This window comes from Allobosea sp. Root381 (assembly GCF_001429395.1).
GTDB lineage: Bacteria > Pseudomonadota > Alphaproteobacteria > Rhizobiales > Beijerinckiaceae > Allobosea.
On record NZ_LMJT01000041.1, the window covers coordinates 81,348 to 100,404 of the forward strand.

General features: G+C 67.3%; 19 protein-coding genes and 1 tRNA gene. 8 read left to right on the forward strand and 12 right to left on the reverse strand.

From position 1 onward, the window contains the following. Positions 1-6 precede the first annotated feature (6 nt). Together ASE63_RS21835 and ASE63_RS21840 are read left to right on the forward strand one after the other, a co-directional pair. The gene (locus ASE63_RS21835; RefSeq protein WP_244491528.1) at positions 7-1,185 is read left to right on the forward strand and encodes an FAD-dependent monooxygenase; all 1,179 of its coding nucleotides are present in this window, start codon (positions 7-9) and stop codon (positions 1,183-1,185) included. 88 nt (positions 1,186-1,273) lie between these two features. After that, the gene (locus ASE63_RS21840; RefSeq protein WP_056806590.1) at positions 1,274-1,591 is read left to right on the forward strand and encodes a hypothetical protein; all 318 of its coding nucleotides are present in this window, start codon (positions 1,274-1,276) and stop codon (positions 1,589-1,591) included. 103 nt (positions 1,592-1,694) lie between these two features. Here ASE63_RS21840 and chrA read toward each other — a convergent pair whose 3' ends face one another. The 3 genes from chrA to ASE63_RS21855 form a co-directional block, all read right to left on the reverse strand. Continuing rightward, positions 1,695-3,089 carry a chromate efflux transporter gene (gene chrA, locus ASE63_RS21845; RefSeq protein WP_056806596.1) on the reverse strand — a complete coding sequence of 465 codons (1,395 nt, stop codon included), beginning with the start codon at positions 3,087-3,089 and terminating at the stop codon, positions 1,695-1,697. A 1-nt stretch (position 3,090) separates the two neighbouring features. Further along, the gene (locus tag ASE63_RS21850; RefSeq protein WP_056807430.1) at positions 3,091-3,918 is read right to left on the reverse strand and encodes a sulfurtransferase/chromate resistance protein; all 828 of its coding nucleotides are present in this window, start codon (positions 3,916-3,918) and stop codon (positions 3,091-3,093) included. A gap of 129 nt (positions 3,919-4,047) precedes the next feature. Beyond that, a complete protein-coding gene (locus tag ASE63_RS21855; protein ID WP_056806598.1) occupies positions 4,048-5,310 on the reverse strand; it encodes a hemolysin family protein in 1,263 nt (420 codons plus the stop codon). Between the two features lie 125 nt (positions 5,311-5,435). On the opposite strand from ASE63_RS21855, the gene ASE63_RS21860 reads away from it, so the two are divergent. Continuing rightward, on the forward strand, positions 5,436-6,092 hold the full coding sequence (locus tag ASE63_RS21860) for a DUF938 domain-containing protein (protein WP_056806600.1): 657 nt from the start codon (positions 5,436-5,438) through the stop codon (positions 6,090-6,092). A gap of 40 nt (positions 6,093-6,132) precedes the next feature. Here ASE63_RS21860 and ASE63_RS27555 read toward each other — a convergent pair whose 3' ends face one another. The 9 genes from ASE63_RS27555 to ASE63_RS21910 all read right to left on the reverse strand — a co-directional run bounded on the left by ASE63_RS27555 (position 6,133) and on the right by ASE63_RS21910 (position 14,426). Next, the gene (locus ASE63_RS27555; protein WP_156410539.1) at positions 6,133-6,978 is read right to left on the reverse strand and encodes a hypothetical protein; all 846 of its coding nucleotides are present in this window, start codon (positions 6,976-6,978) and stop codon (positions 6,133-6,135) included. Positions 6,979-6,992: 14 nt separating this feature from the next. Further along, positions 6,993-7,079: transfer RNA gene (locus tag ASE63_RS21875), tRNA-Leu, on the reverse strand. A 65-nt stretch (positions 7,080-7,144) separates the two neighbouring features. Continuing rightward, positions 7,145-7,831 carry a DUF1190 domain-containing protein gene (locus ASE63_RS21880; protein ID WP_082610191.1) on the reverse strand — a complete coding sequence of 229 codons (687 nt, stop codon included), beginning with the start codon at positions 7,829-7,831 and terminating at the stop codon, positions 7,145-7,147. Between the two features lie 10 nt (positions 7,832-7,841). Then, complete coding sequence (locus ASE63_RS21885) at positions 7,842-9,422, reverse strand: AMP-binding protein (RefSeq protein ID WP_056806612.1); 1,581 nt, start codon at positions 9,420-9,422, stop codon at positions 7,842-7,844. A 120-nt stretch (positions 9,423-9,542) separates the two neighbouring features. After that, positions 9,543-10,052: a xanthine phosphoribosyltransferase gene (gene gpt, locus ASE63_RS21890; protein WP_056806614.1), complete on the reverse strand. Its 510-nt coding sequence runs from the start codon at positions 10,050-10,052 to the stop codon at positions 9,543-9,545. Positions 10,053-10,177: 125 nt separating this feature from the next. After that, entirely contained in the window at positions 10,178-11,971 is a 1,794-nt protein-coding gene (locus ASE63_RS21895) for a methyl-accepting chemotaxis protein (RefSeq protein ID WP_056806617.1), read from the reverse strand. Between the two features lie 306 nt (positions 11,972-12,277). Further along, positions 12,278-13,039 (reverse strand): competence/damage-inducible protein A, encoded by a 762-nt coding sequence (locus ASE63_RS21900; protein WP_056806620.1) that lies wholly within the window; start codon positions 13,037-13,039, stop codon positions 12,278-12,280. Between the two features lie 245 nt (positions 13,040-13,284). Next, the gene (locus ASE63_RS21905) at positions 13,285-13,572 is read right to left on the reverse strand and encodes a BrnA antitoxin family protein (protein WP_056806623.1); all 288 of its coding nucleotides are present in this window, start codon (positions 13,570-13,572) and stop codon (positions 13,285-13,287) included. Then, on the reverse strand, positions 13,569-14,426 hold the full coding sequence (locus ASE63_RS21910; RefSeq protein WP_056806626.1) for an FkbM family methyltransferase: 858 nt from the start codon (positions 14,424-14,426) through the stop codon (positions 13,569-13,571). The genes ASE63_RS21905 and ASE63_RS21910 overlap by 4 nt, the downstream gene beginning before the upstream one ends. 190 nt (positions 14,427-14,616) lie before the next feature. On the opposite strand from ASE63_RS21910, the gene map reads away from it, so the two are divergent. From map to ASE63_RS21935, 5 genes are all read left to right on the forward strand, one after another. Next, positions 14,617-15,408 carry a type I methionyl aminopeptidase gene (gene map, locus ASE63_RS21915; protein WP_348271373.1) on the forward strand — a complete coding sequence of 264 codons (792 nt, stop codon included), beginning with the start codon at positions 14,617-14,619 and terminating at the stop codon, positions 15,406-15,408. A 20-nt stretch (positions 15,409-15,428) separates the two neighbouring features. Then, positions 15,429-16,151, forward strand: a complete 723-nt coding sequence (radC, locus tag ASE63_RS21920; protein WP_056807436.1) for a DNA repair protein RadC — start codon at positions 15,429-15,431, stop codon at positions 16,149-16,151. After that, positions 16,148-16,516, forward strand: coding sequence for a DUF488 family protein (locus ASE63_RS21925; RefSeq protein WP_244491533.1), 369 nt, complete (start codon positions 16,148-16,150; stop codon positions 16,514-16,516). The genes radC and ASE63_RS21925 overlap by 4 nt, the downstream gene beginning before the upstream one ends. A gap of 107 nt (positions 16,517-16,623) precedes the next feature. Then, positions 16,624-18,039 carry a circularly permuted type 2 ATP-grasp protein gene (locus tag ASE63_RS21930; RefSeq protein ID WP_056806632.1) on the forward strand — a complete coding sequence of 472 codons (1,416 nt, stop codon included), beginning with the start codon at positions 16,624-16,626 and terminating at the stop codon, positions 18,037-18,039. 55 nt (positions 18,040-18,094) lie between these two features. After that, the gene (locus tag ASE63_RS21935) at positions 18,095-19,036 is read left to right on the forward strand and encodes an alpha-E domain-containing protein (protein ID WP_056806634.1); all 942 of its coding nucleotides are present in this window, start codon (positions 18,095-18,097) and stop codon (positions 19,034-19,036) included. Positions 19,037-19,057 lie beyond the last annotated feature (21 nt).

Consider the following 19,057-nt stretch of genomic DNA (forward strand, 5'->3'; position numbering starts at 1 on the left):
TTCGCTGTGTCCGCTCCTCATTTTGCCATCGCCGGCGCTGGCATCGGCGGGCTGACGATGGCCCTGTCGCTGGCGCGTCGCGGCATCGCCGCCACCGTCATCGAGAAGCGCACCGGCTTCGGCGAGCTCGGCGCCGGCCTGCAGATCTCCCCCAATTCCGGGCGCGTGCTCGATGCGCTTGACCTCGCGCTGCCGCTGAAGCGGGTCGCCGTCAGCTCGCACGGTCTCAGGATCCGGCGCTGGCGGGATGGCCGCGAGCTGCTCGAGATGCCCACTCATGCCGAGCGGCTGCCGACGCCGTTCCGGATGCTGAAGCGCAACGACCTGCATACGGTGCTGCTCGATGCGGCCCGCGCGATGCCGAATATCCGCCTCATGGTCGGGCGTGCCGTCCAGGGCGTCGCCCAGGATGAGGAGGGCGTCTCGGTCAGGCTCGAGGGCCAGAACGGCGGCGGCGAGAGCATCCGGGCGCTCGGGCTGATCGGCGCCGACGGCCTGTGGTCGCGCGTCAGGGAGCTGACGGGAGACACCTCTCCCCCCGTTTTCACCGGCTACGAGGCCTGGCGTGCGCTCGCGCCCGGCGCCAGGACCGACAAGCCGCGCGTCGGCCTCCATCTCGGCTCCGGCCGTCACGCCGTGCATTACCCGGTCGCAGGCGGCCGCGAGAGCAATCTCGTCGTGATCCGGCAGACCGGGGAAGCCCGCGAAGGCTGGTCGCATGACGGCGACCCTCAGGTCCTGACAGAGCATGTCGCCAACGGCTCGCAGGCCCTGCGCGAACTCGTCGATTCGGCGCGCGGCTGGCAGGTCTGGTCGCTGTTCGATCGAAAGCCGGCGGCCATGGCCAAGGGGAGGATCGCCCTTTTGGGCGACGCCGCGCATCCCGTCCTGCCCTTCCTCGCCCAGGGGGCTTCGCTCGCGATCGAGGATGCCGCCGTGCTGGCGCGCCTGCTGGCCGAACATCTCGAGGCCGACGGCGAGCAGGCCGTGCCAGCGGCGATGGCGGCCTATGCGTCGGCACGCTCGGCCCGGGTGGCGCGCGTCCAGGAGGCCAGCCGCGGCAATGGCCGCACCTATCATCTCGGCTGGCCCTTGAGCATGGGGCGGGACTTCGCGCTCCGGCGTCTCGGGCCGAACGGGCTGCAGCGCCGCTACGACTGGCTCTACGATTGGCACGACGGCTGACCTGCGGCACGAAACCTCGCAGGCGCATCTAGCGTTCGCCGCATTTCGTACCTAGCTTTCCGCTTCACCCAACAGGACGAAAGGCGACATGATCCGCGTTAATCTCTACGAGCAGCTCGGTGGCCGCACCGCCCGCATGCCCCGCTGGGCCGCCTGGCTGGCTATGGCGGCGAGCCTCGTCGTCGGCATCGTGCTGTTCCTGGTCGCCGCGAGCCTCGCCCTCATCCTGATCCCGGTCGTCGCGATTGCCGGAGCGATCGCCATCTGGCGCCTGCGCCGCAGGATGAAGGCCGCCGGCATCGACCCCTCGGCCCCCTTCCCGCAGCAGCGGCGCCAGCCGGGGCATGGTGAGATCGTCGACGCGGAATACCGCATCATCGACCAGGGCGAGCCGCCGCGACGCTGAACCTCGGACCGAAAAGGGGATCCACTTTTCGGGAAAATCCAATGTCACGACAATAAGATAGATCGACACGCGGCGCCCGATCGGACGCGCGGCGATCCGATCCTCAGGCCGCAAGACGCGTCAGCACGAGTCCCGCCGCCGCGCAGGCCGCGAGCGTCGGGATCATCCCGAGCTTGAAGCGCAGCATCGCGAGCATCGCCGCCGCCGACAGCAGCGCCGCGCGCCAGTCGAGCGAGGTCAGGACCGGCCAGTCCGGCGACAGCCCGAGAAACGCGGCCGGCCGCACCTCCCTGAACATGACATGCAGGCCGAACCAGAGCGCCAGGTTCATGATCACGCCGACGACGGCCGCCGTGATCGCGCCGAGCGCCGCCGAAAGCGCTTGGTTGCCCCGCAGCGCCTCGACATAGGGTGCGCCGAGGAAAATCCACAGGAAGCATGGCGCGAAAGTGACCCATACCGTCAGCATGGCGCCGAGGCTGCCGGCCAGCAGCGGCGCGAGCTCGCCCGGCGCGCGATAGCCGGCCAGGAAGCCGACGAACTGCAGCACCAGGATCAACGGGCCGGGCGTGGTTTCGGCGAGGCCGAGCCCATCGATCATCTCGCCCGCGAGCAGCCAGCCATGGGTATCGACCGCCGCCTGCGCGACATAGGCCAGCACCGCATAGGCGCCGCCGAAGGTCACCACCGCCATCGTGCTGAAGAAGCTGCCGAGCTGCGTCCAGACGCTGTCCCAGCCGGTCCAGAGCCAGAGCAGCAGCACCGGGCCGAGCCAGAGCGCAAGCCAGCTCGCGAGCACGCGCAGTGCCCGCCCGGCCGAGGGCCTGACATGGTAGAGCCGGCCTTGCGCCAGCAGCGCATCGACCAGCCCCTCATCCTGCACTGCCGTATCGCTACGGCCGGTGCCGCCGCCGAACATGCCCGGCCGGACGCGATGACCGAGCCAGCCAAGCAAACCGGCCCCCAGCACGATCGCAGGAAACGGCACCTTGAACAGGAAGATCGCGACGAAGGCCGCGAAGGCGATCATCACCATCGCCCGGTTGCGTAGCGCGCGCCGGCTGATCCTGATGCCGGCCTCGATCACCACGGCTAGCACCGCTGCCTTGATCCCGAAGAACAGCCCCTCGACCAGCGGCGCGTCGCGATAGAGCACATAGAGGATGCTGAGCCCCAGCATCACGGCCGCGCCGGGCAGGATGAACAGCAGCCCGGCGATCAGCCCGCCGAGGGTGCGGTGCATCAGCCAGCCGATATAGACCGCGAGCTGCTGCGCCTCGGGGCCCGGCAGCAGCATGCAGTAGTTGAGTGCATGCAGGAAGCGCTCCTCGCCGATCCAGCGCCGCTCCTCGACCAGTTCCTTGTGCATCAGCGCGATCTGCCCCGCCGGCCCGCCGAAGGAGAGCAGCCCGATGCGCGCCCAGACCCGCGTCGCCTCGGCCAGTGTCGGCAGGGCACGGGGAGCATCCAGCCCCCTGTCCGTCGTCACGCTCGTCATGTCAGCGGCCCTGCGCCCGAATGCGGCCCGCAGGCCAGTTATGGGTTTCTTCGGTTGCATCCCGGCACCAGCGATAGAACGCGTCATAAAGCAGCATGCCGGCGTTCAACTGCTCGAGATCATCCCTGAACATGCGCGACAGGCCCAATGACGCGGCCAGCAGCCCTGCGGCCTGCGGTGACTGATCGAGCGTCGCGGTGTCGGCAGCACGCACGATCAAAGCCAGTCGGTCGAGAGCCGGTGTGGAGAGGCCGAATTCCTCGACCATCACGTCGAAACTGCAGAGAGCGCCGCGATGGCTCCAGAACACGCCTTCGACATCGAAGGGCGTCGCTCCGAAGCGCTCCGCGACCCCCTCCACCTCGGAAGGCGAGACGAACAGGAAGACCGCGGCCGGATCGACAAAACGCCGGATCAGCCAGGGACAGGCGATGCGGTCGACCTTGGGCCGCGTGCGGGTCACCCAGATCGTGCGGCCGGCCGCATCCCGCTGCGGCACCTGCGCGGCCGGGATCAGCGGCAGGCCGGCATCACGCCAGGCTTCGAATCCGCCGGCAAGGATCTCGGCCTCGCTTCCCTGATGGCGCAGCCAGGCGGCGACGCCCTCGCTCAGCTTCAGGCCACGCTGACACGACACCACGACGCGGCGCCCGACATAGGCAGCGGCCCATGACGGAACCGCGGCATGGCCCAACCTCACTGAGGCGGGAAGCAGCCTCGGATCGGCCGCGAAATCCTCGTCGTCGCGGACGTCGACGAGGGCTGGGCCATCGGGCAGGCCGAGCAGCCGCCCGAGCTGGGAAACAGTGATCTCGATGTTGGAAGACATGGCGTCCATCCCTTCAATTGAGGACCATGGACGCGAACCTTGGGCCGAAGCCTCACGGGGTCGTCGCGATAAACCCCTTGTCGGGATTACACCATGGCGCGACGACGCCCGTCAACGGCGAGAGCCGGATCAATCGATCCGGCTGACCAGGATCTTGTCGATCCGGCGGCCGTCGAGATCGACGACCTCAAAGCGCCAATGGCCCTTCTCGAAGACCTCGCCGACATTGGGCAGATGGTTGAGCTCGGCCAGCACGAAGCCGGCGACCGTCTGGAAGTCGGCATCCCGCGGCATGTGGACGCCGAGCTCATGCGAAAACTCGTCGACCTGCATCCAGCCCGCGACGAGCCAGGAGCCGTCCTCGCGCTGAACGATCGGCGGCTCGCTGGTCTCCTCCTCCTGGAAGGCGCCGATGATCGCTTCCAGCACGTCGCCGGGCGTGATGATACCCTCGAAATGCCCGTATTCGTCGAAGACCAGCGCCATATGGACCCGCGAGGCCCGGATCTCGCGCAGCACATGCAGCGCGCCGGTCGTGTCCATCACCACCGGTGCCTCGCTGACGAGGCTGCGCAGGTCGTGCTTCTCGCCCTTGGAGAGGAAGTCGATCAGCTCCTTGACCACGACGACGCCGACGATCGAATCCGCCTCGCCGTCCTGGACCGGCAGGCGCGAGCGGCGCGTGGCGCGCAGCTGTTCGCGGATTTCGTCGGCGCTGTCGGTCAGATCGATGACCTCGACCTCGCGGCGCGGCGTCATCAGCGCCCGTGCCGAGCGGTCGGCGAGGCGCATCACGCCCGAGATCATCTCGCGCTCGTCGCGCTCCAACACGCCAGCGGTCTCCGCCTCGGCGATGATGGTGCGAACTTCCTCTTCGGTGACGCGCTCCTCCGACTCGCCCTTGTGGCCGAGCAGCGCGAGCACGGCCTTGCCCGAGACGTCGAGCAGGAAGACCAGCGGCGCGCCGATCGTGGCGAGCAGCCGCATGGCCGGGGCGACGCGAGCCGCCACCCGCTCGGGATCGCGCAGCGCGATCTGCTTGGGAACGAGTTCGCCGATGATCAGCGACAGATAGGTGATGGCGACGACCACGAGGCCGACGCCCAGGCCGTCCGAGACCGCGGGGGTGAAACCCTGCGTCATCAACCATTCCGACAGGCGTGCACCCAGCGTCGCGCCCGAAAAGGCGCCGGACAGAACACCGACCAGCGTGATGCCGATCTGTACGGTCGACAGAAAGCGTCCGGGATTGTCGGCAAGGCGCATCGCGGCGGACGCACCTTTGTTGCCTTGATCGCTGAGTACCTTGAGACGGGCCGGGCGGGATGAGACGACAGCGAGCTCAGACATGGCAAGAAGACCGTTGATCACGGTCAGGGCCACGACGATCAATATCTCGGTTAACAAAGCAGTCCGTGCCATGCGAGGCCGCACTGTTGGCGGGTCGCTTCGAGCCTCCTTATAGCGGATGTTCCCATTATGGCGATGGGGCAGGCGAAAGATTTGGGAAACGACATATGAAGGCCGCTCCGCCCTCCCCCTGGCAACCGACCGGCGCCGCAGCCGCCGACCCCCGCCTGCGCGCTCCCGCGGCCGCTCGCAACCGTGACGCGATCCTTGCGGTGCTGCGCGAGGCGCTGCCGGCGACAGGGCTCGTGCTCGAGATCGCCAGCGGCTCAGGCGAGCATGCCGTGCACTTCGCTCGCGCCTTCCCCGAACTGACCTTCCAGCCGAGTGACCCCAGCCCGGAAGCGCTGCGAAGCATCGAAGCCTGGATCGCCGAAAGCGGCGCCCGCAACATCAGCCAGCCCTTGCTGATCGACGCCGCAGCCCCGTCCTGGCCGGCGCTCGACCCTGCGGCGATCCTGTGCATCAACATGATCCACATCGCGCCCTGGTCCGCCGCGCAGGGCCTGTTCCGTCAGGCCGGCCGGCTGCTGCCTCCGGAAGCGCCGCTGATCCTCTACGGCCCCTTCCGGCGCTCCGGCCGGGAACTCGAGCCGAGCAACGCCGCATTCGACGCGAGCCTGCGCGAGCGCAATCCGGCCTGGGGCCTGCGCGACCTCGGCGATGTCACCGCGCTGGCGACGGAAGCCGGCTTCGGTGAGCCGGAGGTGATCGAGATGCCGGCGAACAATCTGAGCGTGGTGTTCAGGCGGCGGGCAGAGCGCTGACGCATCGGACCGAAAAGTGAGAATACACGTTTCGGGAAGATCAGATGCCAAGACAAGGAGATAGATCGACACTTCGAATCCGACCGGACGCGCCGATTCCCGCTTTGATGTCGCGCCGCTGCAGGAAATCGGCGTAGTCCTCTGCCGTGCTCGGTTGCAGTGCCGAAGCCAGGGGTATTCCGCCGGCCTGCGTCCTCTCGTCGTGGAAGAAAAACGTCGAAATCCCGCCGGGCACGAACGCATTCAGCGTATCGAGGAACTCCTGCCAGGATGCCTCGCCGAGCAGCGGGGCATCAGGTCGGTCAGCCGGCGCTCCGCCGCCATGCTTCCCCATCCAGCCCCCGCATATCCCGCCCCCGCCATACCGCGCCCGCTGCGATCCTCCCGAATTCACCCGTTCGGGGGATGCGCGCCGCCGGCTCGCAGGTTTGTCTAACGACGCTTCAACGAGGAACTCCCCATGCGTCTCATTCCTTTCCTGCGCGCGGCTGCGCTCGGCGTCGGTCTCGCAATGCCCGTTCTGGGCCTGCCCTTCCCCGGCTTCGTCTCCGATGCCGAAGCGCAGATCGTGCTCCGCCAGGAGCGCACGTGGTCGCCCAGTTCGCAGCAGGACAGCGCGAGGCTCCGCGAATCGAACAGGATCTACCAGCAAAGAGACCAGGCCCGGCGCGAGGCTCTGCGCCGGAACGCCGAGGACAACCGACGCCGCTGGGCGGAGGTTCAGCGCTTCCAGCGTGAAAACTCCTTCGATCGGCAGCGTGAGCGTGCGCGAAATGCCGGCCCGAGCACCAGGCAGCGATCGTCCGGCGCACCGCGCTGACGCGTAGCCGATGCGTTCTTCGTGGCTCGCGAGGTGACAGGAGCTTGACGCCGGCAGGTCCCGCATCGGCCCGGCGTATCTGGTGCGGACGGCGGGGATCGAACCCGCATAGCCTTGCGGCTGAGAGATTTTAAGTCTCTTGCGTCTACCAGTTTCGCCACGTCCGCCTGATGAGAGCGGTAGCGGCGCGACGGCCGACACGCAAGCGCCGCAGAGGCTTATCCGCGAAAGCTCAATGGCGCCGGGCCGGCTTGTACCATTCGACGCCATCGGGATCGACATAGAGGCCGGGCGCCACGTCGGAGCCGATCGCCTTCTGCTGCATAGGCACCCGCACGGTGTCGTCGCGGTCGCCGCGCTTCACGTAAGGGCCGCCCTGCTGGGCACCATGCCCCTGCCCGCCGCGCGAGGCCGCCTGCCCGACCGTGCCCTGCCGGCCGGCCACCTTGTCCTGCAGTTCCGTGACGGGCCGCCCGGCAAAGGCGATGCGCCCGCCGCCCTCGACCACCGGCAAAGCACGCCGCGTAACCCCGTCGCCCGTCACACGAACGCCGGTGAAGCGTGGCACATAGGTCGCGCCGCCCTTGCCGAAGCTGTCCCAGCCGCGGGTTGAGATCATCTGGGCACCACAGCGCTTGTGGCTGCGCTCGCACAGCGCCCGCGATGCATAGCGCGGCGCCTTCTGCTCGAACTCGGCCCGGGCGTTCCGATAGGCGAACTCGCATTGCTGCGCCGTCAGCAGCCCACCCGCGATGCACTCGTCGCGCCGCTCATAGACCACGCCCTGAGCCGCTCGCTCCGCCTGGGCGATCGAATCGGACGGGGCGGCGAAGAACAGCGCAGGTGCGAGCGCGGCGGCGCGTAAGGCCGCCGCGAGCGAGATGGCGGAGAGTGTCATCATGCGGTGCAACATACGCATGATTGTGGCCTCACAGCAGCGAGCGCCGCGATGCAGCCAGCTCCCGCGTCGCGCCGTAGTCGATCTTGCCGCTGCCGAGCACGGGGATCGAATGCGTCACCAGGATGGCGCGCGGCACCCAGAGCTCTGGAAAGCCCTGCGCCTGGGCGGCTTCCTGCAAGACGCCGCGCTCGGCATCCGGCTTTTCGGTGACGAGCACGAGCTGTTCGCCCTTGCGCGCATCCGGCAGCGCCACGACGACATGGTTCTGGTCGGGCCACAGCCCGGACACCATCGATTCGACCGCCGCCAGCGAGATCATCTCGCCGCCGAGCTTGGCGAAGCGCTTGGCGCGCCCGCGGATGACCACGAAGCCTTCCTCCAGCGCAACGATGTCGCCGGTGTCGTGCCAGCCATCCTCCGGCGGCACGATCCGGCCCGGTTCATCGGCGCTGAGATAGCCCGCCATGACGTTCGGCCCACGCACGCAGAGCCGGCCGCCTTCGGTGATGCCCTCGATCGGATGGAGCTGCGCCTCGATGCCGGGCAGGAGCTGCCCGACGCTGCCCTCGCGCATCGCCTTCGGCGTGTTCACGGCGATCACCGGCGAGCACTCCGTGCAGCCATAGCCTTCCAGGATCGTCGTGCCGTAGGGCCCCCACATCCGGCGCGTCTCCGCCTTGACCCGCTCGGCCCCCGCCACGACATAGCGCACGCTCTTGAGGTCGTCCGCGTCCGCAGCGCGCGCATATCCCTGGAGGAACGTGTCGGTCGCGAGCAGGAAGGTGGCGCCGGTCTCGGCGATCAGCTTCGGCACCTGCTTGTAATGCAGCGGGCTCGGATAGAGCACGCACTTCATGCCGTGCAGCAGCGGCACCATCAGCCCGGCCGTCAGCCCGAAGGAATGGAAAGCCGGCAGCGGGTTCATGAAGACGTCCCGCTCCGAGATCGCCCCGGCCGCATGCGCAAAGACCTGTCGCGCATTCGAGACCAGGTTGGCATGGCTCAGCACCACGCCCTTCGGCTTGCCCTCGGTACCGGAGGTGAAGAGGATCACGGCCGGGGCGTCCGGCGCAGCCTCATGGGAGCGGTGCACCAGCCCCGGCGCAAGGCTCGCCAGCGCGCCGAGCGCCTTGTCGAGGCTCGTGATCTGCTTCCGGACATCCTCGAGATAGACGATCCGCCTGCCCTCACCGAGCGCCTCCAGTTCGTCGTCGAGCTTGCCCTGGTCGACGAAGCGCCGCGAGGTTACGATCGTCTTCAGCTCCGCGAGCTCCGCGGCGGCCCGCAGATTCTTCACACCCGCCGTGAAGTTCAGCAGCGCCGGCACGCGCCCATAGGCGGTGAGCCCGAACAGCGTCACCGCCATGGCCTGCATGTTCGGCAGCAGCACGCCGACATGCTCCTTCGCGCTGGTAAGGGCGGCAAGCTTGCGTCCCAGCACCAGCGCGCCGAGCACGAGATTGCCGTAGCTCAGTGGCTTGCGCTCGGGGTCCTCCAGCGCGATCCGCGCCTTGCCGTGGCGGGAGACGGACTGAAGCAGCCCCCTGAACAAGGTGATCCGCGCGCCTGCGGCATCGAATGGCGGCGGGGTCCTGTCGGCTTCGGCCATGCTTGGTTTCGCTCCGGCTGGCGGGTCGTCTGCACCTCTAACTAAGCCCTGGCGGCCCGGTTGCAATGAAACGCCTGTCGCGCGGAGGCGACGGGCCGACGCAGGGAGCTCCGCCGCGCCTCAGCCCTTGTGGTCCTTGGCGATCGGCTCGACATAGGACAGGCCCATGTCCCAGGGGAAATAGATCCAGGTGTCCTGGCTGACCTCTGTGACGAAGGTGTCGATCGTCGGCACGCCGGCCGGCTTGGCATAGACGGTGGCGAAATGGGCGTTGGGCAGCATCTCGCGCACCACGCGGGCGGTCTTGCCGGTATCGGTCAGGTCGTCGACGACGAGGACGCCCTTGCCCTTGCCGTCGCCGATCGCCTTGATCGAGGGCGCGACGTCCTTCAGCACCCGAAGCTCGGACTGGTTCTTGTAGTCGTGATAGCTCGCGACGCAGACCGTCTCGATCAGCCGCAGGCCGAGCTCGCGGCAGATGACCGCGGCCGGAACCAACCCGCCGCGGGTGATGCAGACGATCGCCTCGAAGGGCCCCTTCTCCGCCAGGCGCCAGGCGAGCGCACGCGCATCGCGATGGAACTGGTCCCACGAAACGGGAAAGGCCTTGTTGGACGTCGGTTCGGCCATGGCGCTGGGCTCCGGGCTGAGATGGCGGCGCAAACGCGCCCTGCCCAGTCGGAAACCCTATCGGCGCGCCGCTGGCAAGAGGCGATGCGGCAGCCATCCCCAGAAGCGGCGCCGCTTCTGCTTTATCAAAACGCGGTCCAGCCGGACGCACTGCCCCCGACGACGAAACGCTTGGTCCTGTAGCTCGGCGTGCCGGTTGCCGAAGCCTGCCGTTCCATGCGTGGCTCGGCCTGCGGTGCCACTTGCCCGCCAAGTCTGTACGCCGCAACCATGCCGTTCAGCGTCGCTGTGTCCCGCAGTAGGTCCTGCGCGACCTTGGCGCTCTGATCGGCGAACAGCGCATTCTGCTGGGTCAGCTCGTCCATATGCGCGACCGTGCGCGCCATCTCGTCAATGCCGTTGGACTGCTCGGTCGTCGCCTCGGCGATCTCGCCGACCGTCGCCGCAACCCTCGAGGCCGCCTCGACGATCTCGCCCAGGGTCGTGCCGGCATCCTTGACCAGCCCAGCGCCGACCTGGACCTGCCTGGTGGAGTTCGCGATCAGTGCCTTGACCCCGTTGGCGGAGTCGCCGCAGCGCTTGGCCAGCGCTCGCACCTCCGACGCCACGACCGCGAAGCCGCGCCCGGCATCGCCCGCCCGCGCCGCCTCGACCGCCGCGTTGAGCGCGAGCAGATTGGTCTGGAAGGCGATCTCGTCGATCATCGCGATGATCTCGGAGATGCCCGAGGAGGCCTGTTCGATGCGCTCCATCGCGCCGACGGCTTCCTTGACGATCGCGCCGCCGCGCGCCGCGACGCCGCTGGCCTCGTTCCCGAGCGCGACCGCCATGCGCGAATTGCCGGCGCTGTGCTTGACCGACGCCGCGAGTTCCTCGGTCGTGGCTGCGGTCTGCTGCAGGCTCGCGGCATTCGCCTCGGTGCGCTCCGCCAACTGGGCACCGTCGGCGGAGATTCGGGCCGAGGCCGCATCGATCCGGCCCGATATGTCGCGCACCGCGCCGACCATGCCGGCCATCGTTTCGATGAGGTCGTTGACCCCGGCGCAGAGCGCCGCGACGTCGCCGGCCTTGCCTTCGAGCCCGACCCGGCCGGTCAGGTCCTTGTCCTTGGCGCGGGCGATGACCTCGCCGGTCTCGCGCACCGCGGCCTCGAGCTGCTGGCCCTTGTAGCTCGCGGTGATGTCGGAGGCGAACTTGACCACCTTGTAGGGCCTGCCGCGCGCATCGATCACCGGGTTGTAGCTCGCCTGGATCCAGATCTCGCCCCCGCTCTTGCCGATGCGGCGATACTGGCCAGCATCGTATTCGCCGCGGCCGAGGCGTTCCCAGAACGCCTTATAGTCCGCCGTCTCGCGCTCGGTCGGGTCGACGAACATGCGGTGATGCTGGCCGACGATCTCCGGCAGCGCATAGCCCAGCACCGCCAGGAAATTCTCGTTGGCGTGCAGCACCTTGCCGGTGAGATCGAACTCGATGACCGCCTGCGCCTTGTCGATCGCCCGGCGCTGGCTCTCCAGATCGGCCAGGCGATTCTTCTGCTCGGTCACGTCTGCGGCGTATTTCACGACGCTGACCGGCCTGCCGCCGGCGCCGAGGATCGGGTTGTAGCTCGCCTGAATCCAGACTTCCCGGCCGCCCTTGCCGACGCGGAGAAACTGCCCGCTGCGGAACTCACCCCTGGCGAGATCGGCCCAGAACTGCTTGTAGGCCGCGCCCTCACGCTCGTCGGCCGGCATGAACATGCCGTGATGCTGACCCTTGACCTCGGCGAGCGCGTATCCTGTCACCGACAGGAAATTCTCGTTGGCATCGAGGATGCGGCCGGTGAGGTCGAATTCGATCACGGCCTGGGAGCGGTTGATGGCGATGACCTGCCGCGCCGCGGCGCCGCCCGAAAAGCGCTTCGAAAACAGCGACATGCGTCCCCTCTCGTCGAAGGCGGCGCCCTGCGCCGCCCTTGCAGGCCGCCCGTCCGCACCGCACCCGCAGGGCTGCAGAATCGAAGGGATCGCGGGACACCCACGCGACGCGTGAAATTTGCACGCGAAAATTGAAGAACTCTTTAGAAGCGCACCAATCTGGAATAATCGCCGCAGCAGAATAAAGAATTCACCCGTCGAATACGACGACGCAGATAAATTGATCAAAATCAAGAACGAAAACGATTAGTACTGACCACAAGGCGGAATAAACTAAGATTAAGTTCATCGCATGCCCCAAGGACATCAGCTCAATTTTGCCTGCTCAGCGGCGAGCATGTCTTTGATAGCGTCCATCGCCCGGCGCAGCTTCTCCGGATCGCGCGAGCGCGCCACGACGTTTGTGTCAGGCCCGGCGTCCGAGAAGAACGGATAGGAGCCGATCGAGACATCCGGATGCATCCTGGCGACCTCAGCCAGCGCCGTCCCGATATCCCCCTCGCGCAAGCCCGCCCGGACGGTGTCCGACAGGATCTTCACCCCCGTCGTCAAGGTCGGCGCGACAACGTCGAGCATCGCCTGCATGATCGAGGGCACGCCCGCCATCACATAGACATTGCCGATATTGAAGCCCGGCGCCTTCGAGACCGAATTGGCGATGAGCTCGGCGCCCACGGGAATGCGTGCCATGCGCAGCCGCGCCTCGTTGAGCTGGTCGGCCGGGAAGCGTTCGGACAGCATGGCGACCGCCCGCGGATCGAGCTCGATCGGGACCCCGAAGGCCGCCGCGACCGAATCCGCGGTGATGTCGTCATGGGTCGGGCCGATACCTCCCGTCGTGAAGACATAGCCGTAGCGGGAACGCAGCCCGTTCAGGGCGGAGACGATCTCCTCCTGGACATCCGCGACGATGCGGACCTCGCGAAGCTCGATGCCGATATTGGTGAGATACTCGGCGATATAGCCGATATTCTTGTCCTTCGTCCGTCCGGACAGGATCTCGTCGCCGATGACAAGGATCGCGGCCGTGACGATCGCCGGGGTAGAACTCGCATCGCTCGCAGTCATGGCCGGCTCCTGGCTTCGGCGGCACGCGATCGTTTCGCCGCACCGCTTCGGCTTCTAGAGCTAGGGGTTTGCCGGCAGCGGCTCAAGCGCCCCGACTGCACGCCGTCATGCACGCAGGGACCGGGCGGCGACGCGGCCTAGCTGGAAGCTTGCCAAGACCGGCCTCGATCCGGCAGGCGCCGTCGGCGGTCAGCGAGCCGTCACCGTCGGCACCAGCGGGACGAAGCCCAACACTACCCGGTCACTCAGCCATCATTCGATGAGTTGAGCTCATCGGGCTTCATCCCCTCGTCCGGCGAGGACACCTTGGCGACGTGCCGCAGCGCATCGTTGATCCGATCCTGCCAGCCCGGGCCACCGTCCTGGAAATAGGCGAGCACCTCGCTGTCGATCCGCAGCGTGACCATTTCCCGGGTCCCCGGGAGGGGCCTCGCCTTCGCCGGTGGCGCCGCCGGCTTTGGCGCGGCCGGCTTGAACAGCTGCTCCGCCCGGTCTCGGGCACTGGTAGGACGGCGGGTTCGATCGTTGTTCATGGCGTCGCTACCTTGCGCTCGTAGACGAGATTGAGACGCGTCTGGGCCAGCAACGCATAGCCGCTACGCTCGAGCAGGGCAGGAAGGTCGCTCTGCCAGCGCTGGCGCGAATCCTCGACGATGATGAAGCCCGGCCAAAGGCTTTCCGGCGCATCGCGCAGGAACGGCTCGAGGATCAGGTCCTCCGCGCCCTCGACATCGAGCTTGATCGCGTCGAGCCGCTCATAACCCTCGTTCTGGACGAGCGAGAGCAGCGTCATCGCCGGCACCCGCACCGTGCTGCCGGCGCTGGAACGCAGGATGCGAACGCTCGATTCGCCGCGATTGGTCGGGTCGATGAACAGCGTCAGCTCGCCCGGCTTGTCGGCCAGCGCGCAGGCGACCGCCTTGACCGTCCCGAACGGGTTCTGGGCGATGTTGAAGGAAAGCCGCGCGAAAACCTCCGGCTGGGGCTCGACCGCCAGGATCCGCGCGCTCGGCCCGGCCTTGGCCGCGACGAAGAGCGAATAGGCGCCGATATTGGCCCCGATATCGATGAAGCGGAAGCCGTCGCGCAGGCGCTCCGCCAGGAGCTTTCGCTCCGGCGAGTCGAAATATTGCGGCGTAAAAAGGACGCGCTTCTCGCAGACATTGCCGTCGGGATAGAGCCGCATCTTCGCGCCCAGCGATTCGATGTCGACGGGCCTGCCGTCGAGCGAACGCACGCCGAGGCGGCGCAGCGCATAGGCGATCTTGCGCCCGAGGAAGTTGTCGGACGCGCTGCGCGTCCAGGCGATGATGCGCGAGAGACCGCGGCGCGGCGCGAAGGTGCCGTACGGCTTGTCCTCCGCCTGGGACTGTTCGATGATGGCCATTGCGCCAGCCTGATACACCCGGCCGCGCTCCGGCGCCAGCCGGACGAGCAGTCGCCGGTGCCGCGCGATCCGGCCGGCTCCCGGCCACCGGGCGGGATGCGGCTTGCGCCTGCGGCCAAAGCCAATAGATATGGTCGGCGAGGAGCTGTCCGGCGAAATGACCTTCGAAGAAACATTGGGGCGAGGCCGCATGCGTGAGCCCGCCATCAAGATTCATGGCCCCGAGGCTTTCGCCGCGATGCATAAGGCCGGCCGCCTGACCGCGGCGGGCCTCGACATGCTCATCGACCACGTCAAGCCGGGCGTGACGACCCAGCGCCTCGACGACCTCGCCTATCAGTTCGCCATGGACAACGGTGCTTATCCGGCGACCCTGTTCTACCGCGGCTACACCAAGTCGATCTGCACCTCTATCAACCACGTCGTCTGCCATGGCATTCCCGACGACAAGCCCCTGCGCGAGGGCGACGTCCTGAACATCGACTACACCCTGATCGTCGATGGCTGGCACGGCGATTCCAGCCGGATGTATGGGGTCGGCGAGATTCCCCGCAAGGCGGAGCGGCTGGTCGAGATCACCTATGAATGCCTGCTGCGCGGCATAAAGGCGGTACGCGCCGGCAATACGACCGGCGATATCGGCTACGCCATCCAGCGCTTCGCGGAAGCCGAACGCTGTTCGGTGGTGCGCGACTTCTGCGGCCACGGCATCGGCCAGCTCTTCCACGACACGCCGAACATCCTGCACTATGGCAGCCCCGGCGAAGGCATCGAGCTGAAGCCCGGCATGGTCTTCACCATCGAGCCGATGATTAATCTCGGCAAGCCGGGGGTGAAGGTGCTGTCCGACGGCTGGACGGCCGTGACACGGGACCGCTCGCTCTCGGCCCAGTTCGAGCATCAGATCGGCGTCACCGAAACCGGCTGCGAGATCTTCACGCTCTCGCCCGCCGGGCGCGACAATCCGCTCGCCCGGCAATGACCGAGCAGGCGGGGGACGGCATGAGCCGCAAGGCAGCGCCCGCCCCGCCCGCGGCAGACGCCGCCGCTCCCGCCCCTCACTATCACGGCCATCGCGAGCGCCTGCGCGACCGCTTCCAGGAGGCTGGGGCGGATGCCCTGCCCGATTACGAACTGCTCGAACTGCTGCTGTTCCGCTCGATCCCGCAGCGCGACGTCAAGCCGCTCGCCAAGGAGCTGATCCGGCGCTTCGGTTCCTTCGCCGAGGTACTGGGGGCGCCGGCCTCGCGGCTGACCGAGATCAAGGGCGTCGGCCAGGGCGTGGCGCTCGACCTCAAGATCGTCGAGGCCGCCCTGCACCGCATGGCCAAAGGCGCCGTCGCCAAGCGCACGGTGCTGTCGTCCTGGTCCGCCGTGCTCGACTATTGCCGCACCACCATGGCCTTCGCCGAGCGCGAGCAGTTCCGCATCCTCTTCCTCGACAAGAAGAATGCCGTGATCGCCGACGAGGTCCAGCAGACCGGCACCGTCGATCATACCCCGGTCTATCCGCGCGAGGTGGTGCGCCGAGCCCTCGAACTCTCGGCCTCGGCGGTGATTCTCGCGCATAATCACCCCTCGGGCGACCCGACACCGTCCGGCGCCGACATGCGGATGACCCGCGAACTGGTCGACATAGCCAAACCGCTCGGCATCGAAATCCATGACCACGTCATCGTCGGCCGCGACGGCCATGTCAGCTTCCGTGGCCTCGGCCTGATATGACGCGGCCCGATCTGGCCCGGCTCTCGGTCAAGCGGATCTACGAGCCGCGGTCGGAGACGGACGGCGCCCGCATCCTGGTCGACCGTCTGTGGCCCCGCGGCATCGCGAAATCCGCGATCGATGTCTGGCTGAAGGATCTCGCGCCGAGCGACGATCTGCGCCGCCAGTTCCACGGCCGGCCAGACCGGTGGGACGAGTTCCGCGCCGCCTATGCGGCCGAGCTTGGCGGCACGAAGGCGCAGGCGGCGCTGGACATCCTCGGCCAGAGGTTGGCGCAGGGCCCGGTGACGCTGCTCTACGCCGCGCGCGACGAGGATCACAACAACGCCATAGCGCTGAAGCTCTGGCTCGAAATCGCGAAATGATCTCTGCTCAACCATGAGGCAGGTCCCGCCGCACGGCTGACCAATGTCCCCCTTCCCGTAGCCTTGCGAATGCGCATAGGCTGCTCGAAACGGGGGAAGACGCCTGCATGGCCGCATTCGACGAGATGACCGGATCGGGAGCCGAACTGAGGCCGGCCTATGACGCACTCGACCGCTGGCTGAAAGAAGCGCCGCCGGAGATGCTCGCGCTGCGACGCAGCCAGGCGGAGCTGTTCTTCCGCCGCATCGGCATCACCTTCGCCGTCTATGGCGACGAGGAATCGACCGAGCGGCTGATCCCCTTCGACATCATCCCGCGCGTCCTGACCAAGCCGGAATGGACCAGACTGGAGGCAGGCCTGCGCCAGCGCGTCACCGCACTCAACATGTTCCTGGCGGATGTCTACGGGCCGAAGGAATGCCTCAAGGCCGGCATCATCCCGCCCGATCTGGTGTATCGGAACGCCTGCTACCAGCTCGACATGGTCGATTTCGCCGTGCCGCACGGCATCTACTGCCACATCGCCGGCATCGACATCGTGCGCGTCGATGCCGATACCTTCTATGTGCTGGAGGACAATGCCCGCACCCCGTCCGGCGTTTCCTACATGATGGAGAATCGCGAGGTGATGCTGCGGCTCTTCCCGGAGCTCTTCGCCACGCACCGCGTCGCACCGGTCGACAACTACCCGGACCAGCTGCTGGCGACGCTGCGTTCGGTCGCGCCGCGCACCGCCTCCTCCGATCCCACTATCTGCCTGCTGACGCCGGGCCAGTTCAATTCTGCCTTCTACGAGCACTCCTTCCTGGCCGACAAGCTCGGCGTCGAGCTGGTCGAAGGCTCCGACCTGCTGGTCAAGGACGACGTGGTCTACATGCGGACCACGCAGGGGCCGAAGCGCGTCGACGTGATCTACCGCCGCATCGACGACGACTTCATCGACCCGCTCGTCTTCCGCGGCGATTCCGTGCTGGGCGTGCCCGGGCTGATCGGCGCCTACAAGGCCGGCAACGTCACCTTGGCCAACGCCGTCGGCACCGGCGTCGCCGACGACAAGGCGGTCTACAGCTACATGCCGGAGATCGTGAAGTTCTTCACCGGCGAGGAGCCGATCCTGAAGAACGTGCCGACATGGCGCTGCCGCGAGCCCGACGCCAACGCCTATGTGCTCGACAACCTCGAGAAGCTCGTCGTCAAGGAGGTCAACGGCTCGGGCGGCTACGGCATGCTCGTCGGGCCCCACGCCAACAAGGCGCAGATCGAGACCTTCCGCCGCAAGCTCAAGGCGCAGCCGGAAGGCTTCATCGCCCAGCCGACGCTGGCGCTCTCGACCTGCCCGACCTTCGTCGCCTCGGGTGTCGCGCCGCGCCATGTCGACCTCAGGCCCTATGTGCTCTCGGGCGCCAACGGCATCTCCTGCGTGCCGGGCGGATTGACGCGCGTCGCGCTGAAGGAAGGCTCGCTCGTCGTCAATTCGAGCCAGGGCGGCGGCACCAAGGACACCTGGGTGCTCGATGCATGATACCCGCCGCCCGTCGGATACGTCCCGCCTCGTCGCGAAAAGGCCCGAACTGACTATGCTCTCGCGCACAGCCGACAGCCTCTACTGGGTCTCCCGCTATGTCGAGCGGGCCGAGTATCTCGCTCGCATCCTCGACGCCACGATGCGGCTCTCCAACCTGCCCTCCTCCTATGGCGGCGCCGGCAGCGAATGGCAGAGCGCGGTCGCCACCGCCGGCTGCGAGGACACCTTTGCGAAAGCCTATGGCGAGGCCAATGAACGCAATGTCTGCGACTTCCTGACCTTCAACCCCGACAACCCGTCATCGATCCGCAACTGCCTCGCGCTCGCCCGCTCCAATGCCCGCGGCGTCCGCACCGCGCTGACCTCCGAGATGTGGGACGCGCTGAACGGCGCCTGGCTCGAGCTTCAGCGTTTCGAGAAGAAGCGCATGGACCGCGAGGAATTCGCCCGCTTTCTCGACTGGGTGAAGAACGTGTCGCTGGTCTTCGACGGCTCGGCCTACCGCACCATGCTGCGCGACGACGGCTACTGGTTCTCCAGGCTCGGCGTCTATATCGAGCGCGCCGACAACACCGCCCGCATCCTCGACGTGAAGTACCATGTCCTGCTGCCGGCGAACGAGCAGGTCGGCGGCTCGCTCGATTACTTCCAGTGGACGACGGTGCTGCGCGAAGTCTCGGCATTGACCGCCTATCACTGGGTCTATCGCGAAGCGGTGAAGCCGATCCTGATCGCCGACCTGCTGATCCTGAACCGGCGCATGCCGCGCTCGCTCGCAGCCTGCTACGAGAACATCTCGCGCTTTCTCGACCAGCTCGGCGATTCCTATGGCCGGCACGGCCCGGCCCAGCGCCAGGCCCGCAAGACGCTCGCCAATCTCTCGAACACGAGCATCGACGACATCTTCCAGCACGGGCTGCACGAGTTCATCGAGGACTTCATCACCGAGAACAACCGCCTCGGCGGCACCATCTTCGAGCAGTATCTGCAATAAACCAGCGTCGCGGGCTCGCTT

Bases quoted from the DNA above. Each gene is read 5' to 3' on its own strand.
- ASE63_RS21840 (WP_056806590.1), top strand. From the start codon at position 1,274: ATGATCCGCGTTAATCTCTACGAGCAGCTCGGTGGCCGCACCGCCCGC.
- chrA (WP_056806596.1), bottom strand. From the start codon at position 3,089: ATGACGAGCGTGACGACGGACAGGGGGCTGGATGCTCCCCGTGCCCTG.
- ASE63_RS21850 (WP_056807430.1), bottom strand. From the start codon at position 3,918: ATGTCTTCCAACATCGAGATCACTGTTTCCCAGCTCGGGCGGCTGCTC.
- ASE63_RS21860 (WP_056806600.1), top strand. From the start codon at position 5,436: ATGAAGGCCGCTCCGCCCTCCCCCTGGCAACCGACCGGCGCCGCAGCC.
- ASE63_RS27555 (WP_156410539.1), bottom strand. From the start codon at position 6,978: ATGCGGGACCTGCCGGCGTCAAGCTCCTGTCACCTCGCGAGCCACGAA.
- ASE63_RS21880 (WP_082610191.1), bottom strand. From the start codon at position 7,831: ATGCGTATGTTGCACCGCATGATGACACTCTCCGCCATCTCGCTCGCG.
- ASE63_RS21885 (WP_056806612.1), bottom strand. From the start codon at position 9,422: ATGGCCGAAGCCGACAGGACCCCGCCGCCATTCGATGCCGCAGGCGCG.
- gpt (WP_056806614.1), bottom strand. From the start codon at position 10,052: ATGGCCGAACCGACGTCCAACAAGGCCTTTCCCGTTTCGTGGGACCAG.
- ASE63_RS21895 (WP_056806617.1), bottom strand. From the start codon at position 11,971: ATGTCGCTGTTTTCGAAGCGCTTTTCGGGCGGCGCCGCGGCGCGGCAG.
- ASE63_RS21900 (WP_056806620.1), bottom strand. From the start codon at position 13,039: ATGACTGCGAGCGATGCGAGTTCTACCCCGGCGATCGTCACGGCCGCG.
- ASE63_RS21905 (WP_056806623.1), bottom strand. From the start codon at position 13,572: ATGAACAACGATCGAACCCGCCGTCCTACCAGTGCCCGAGACCGGGCG.
- ASE63_RS21910 (WP_056806626.1), bottom strand. From the start codon at position 14,426: ATGGCCATCATCGAACAGTCCCAGGCGGAGGACAAGCCGTACGGCACC.
- map (WP_348271373.1), top strand. From the start codon at position 14,617: ATGCGTGAGCCCGCCATCAAGATTCATGGCCCCGAGGCTTTCGCCGCG.
- radC (WP_056807436.1), top strand. From the start codon at position 15,429: ATGAGCCGCAAGGCAGCGCCCGCCCCGCCCGCGGCAGACGCCGCCGCT.
- ASE63_RS21925 (WP_244491533.1), top strand. From the start codon at position 16,148: ATGACGCGGCCCGATCTGGCCCGGCTCTCGGTCAAGCGGATCTACGAG.
- ASE63_RS21930 (WP_056806632.1), top strand. From the start codon at position 16,624: ATGGCCGCATTCGACGAGATGACCGGATCGGGAGCCGAACTGAGGCCG.
- ASE63_RS21935 (WP_056806634.1), top strand. From the start codon at position 18,095: ATGCTCTCGCGCACAGCCGACAGCCTCTACTGGGTCTCCCGCTATGTC.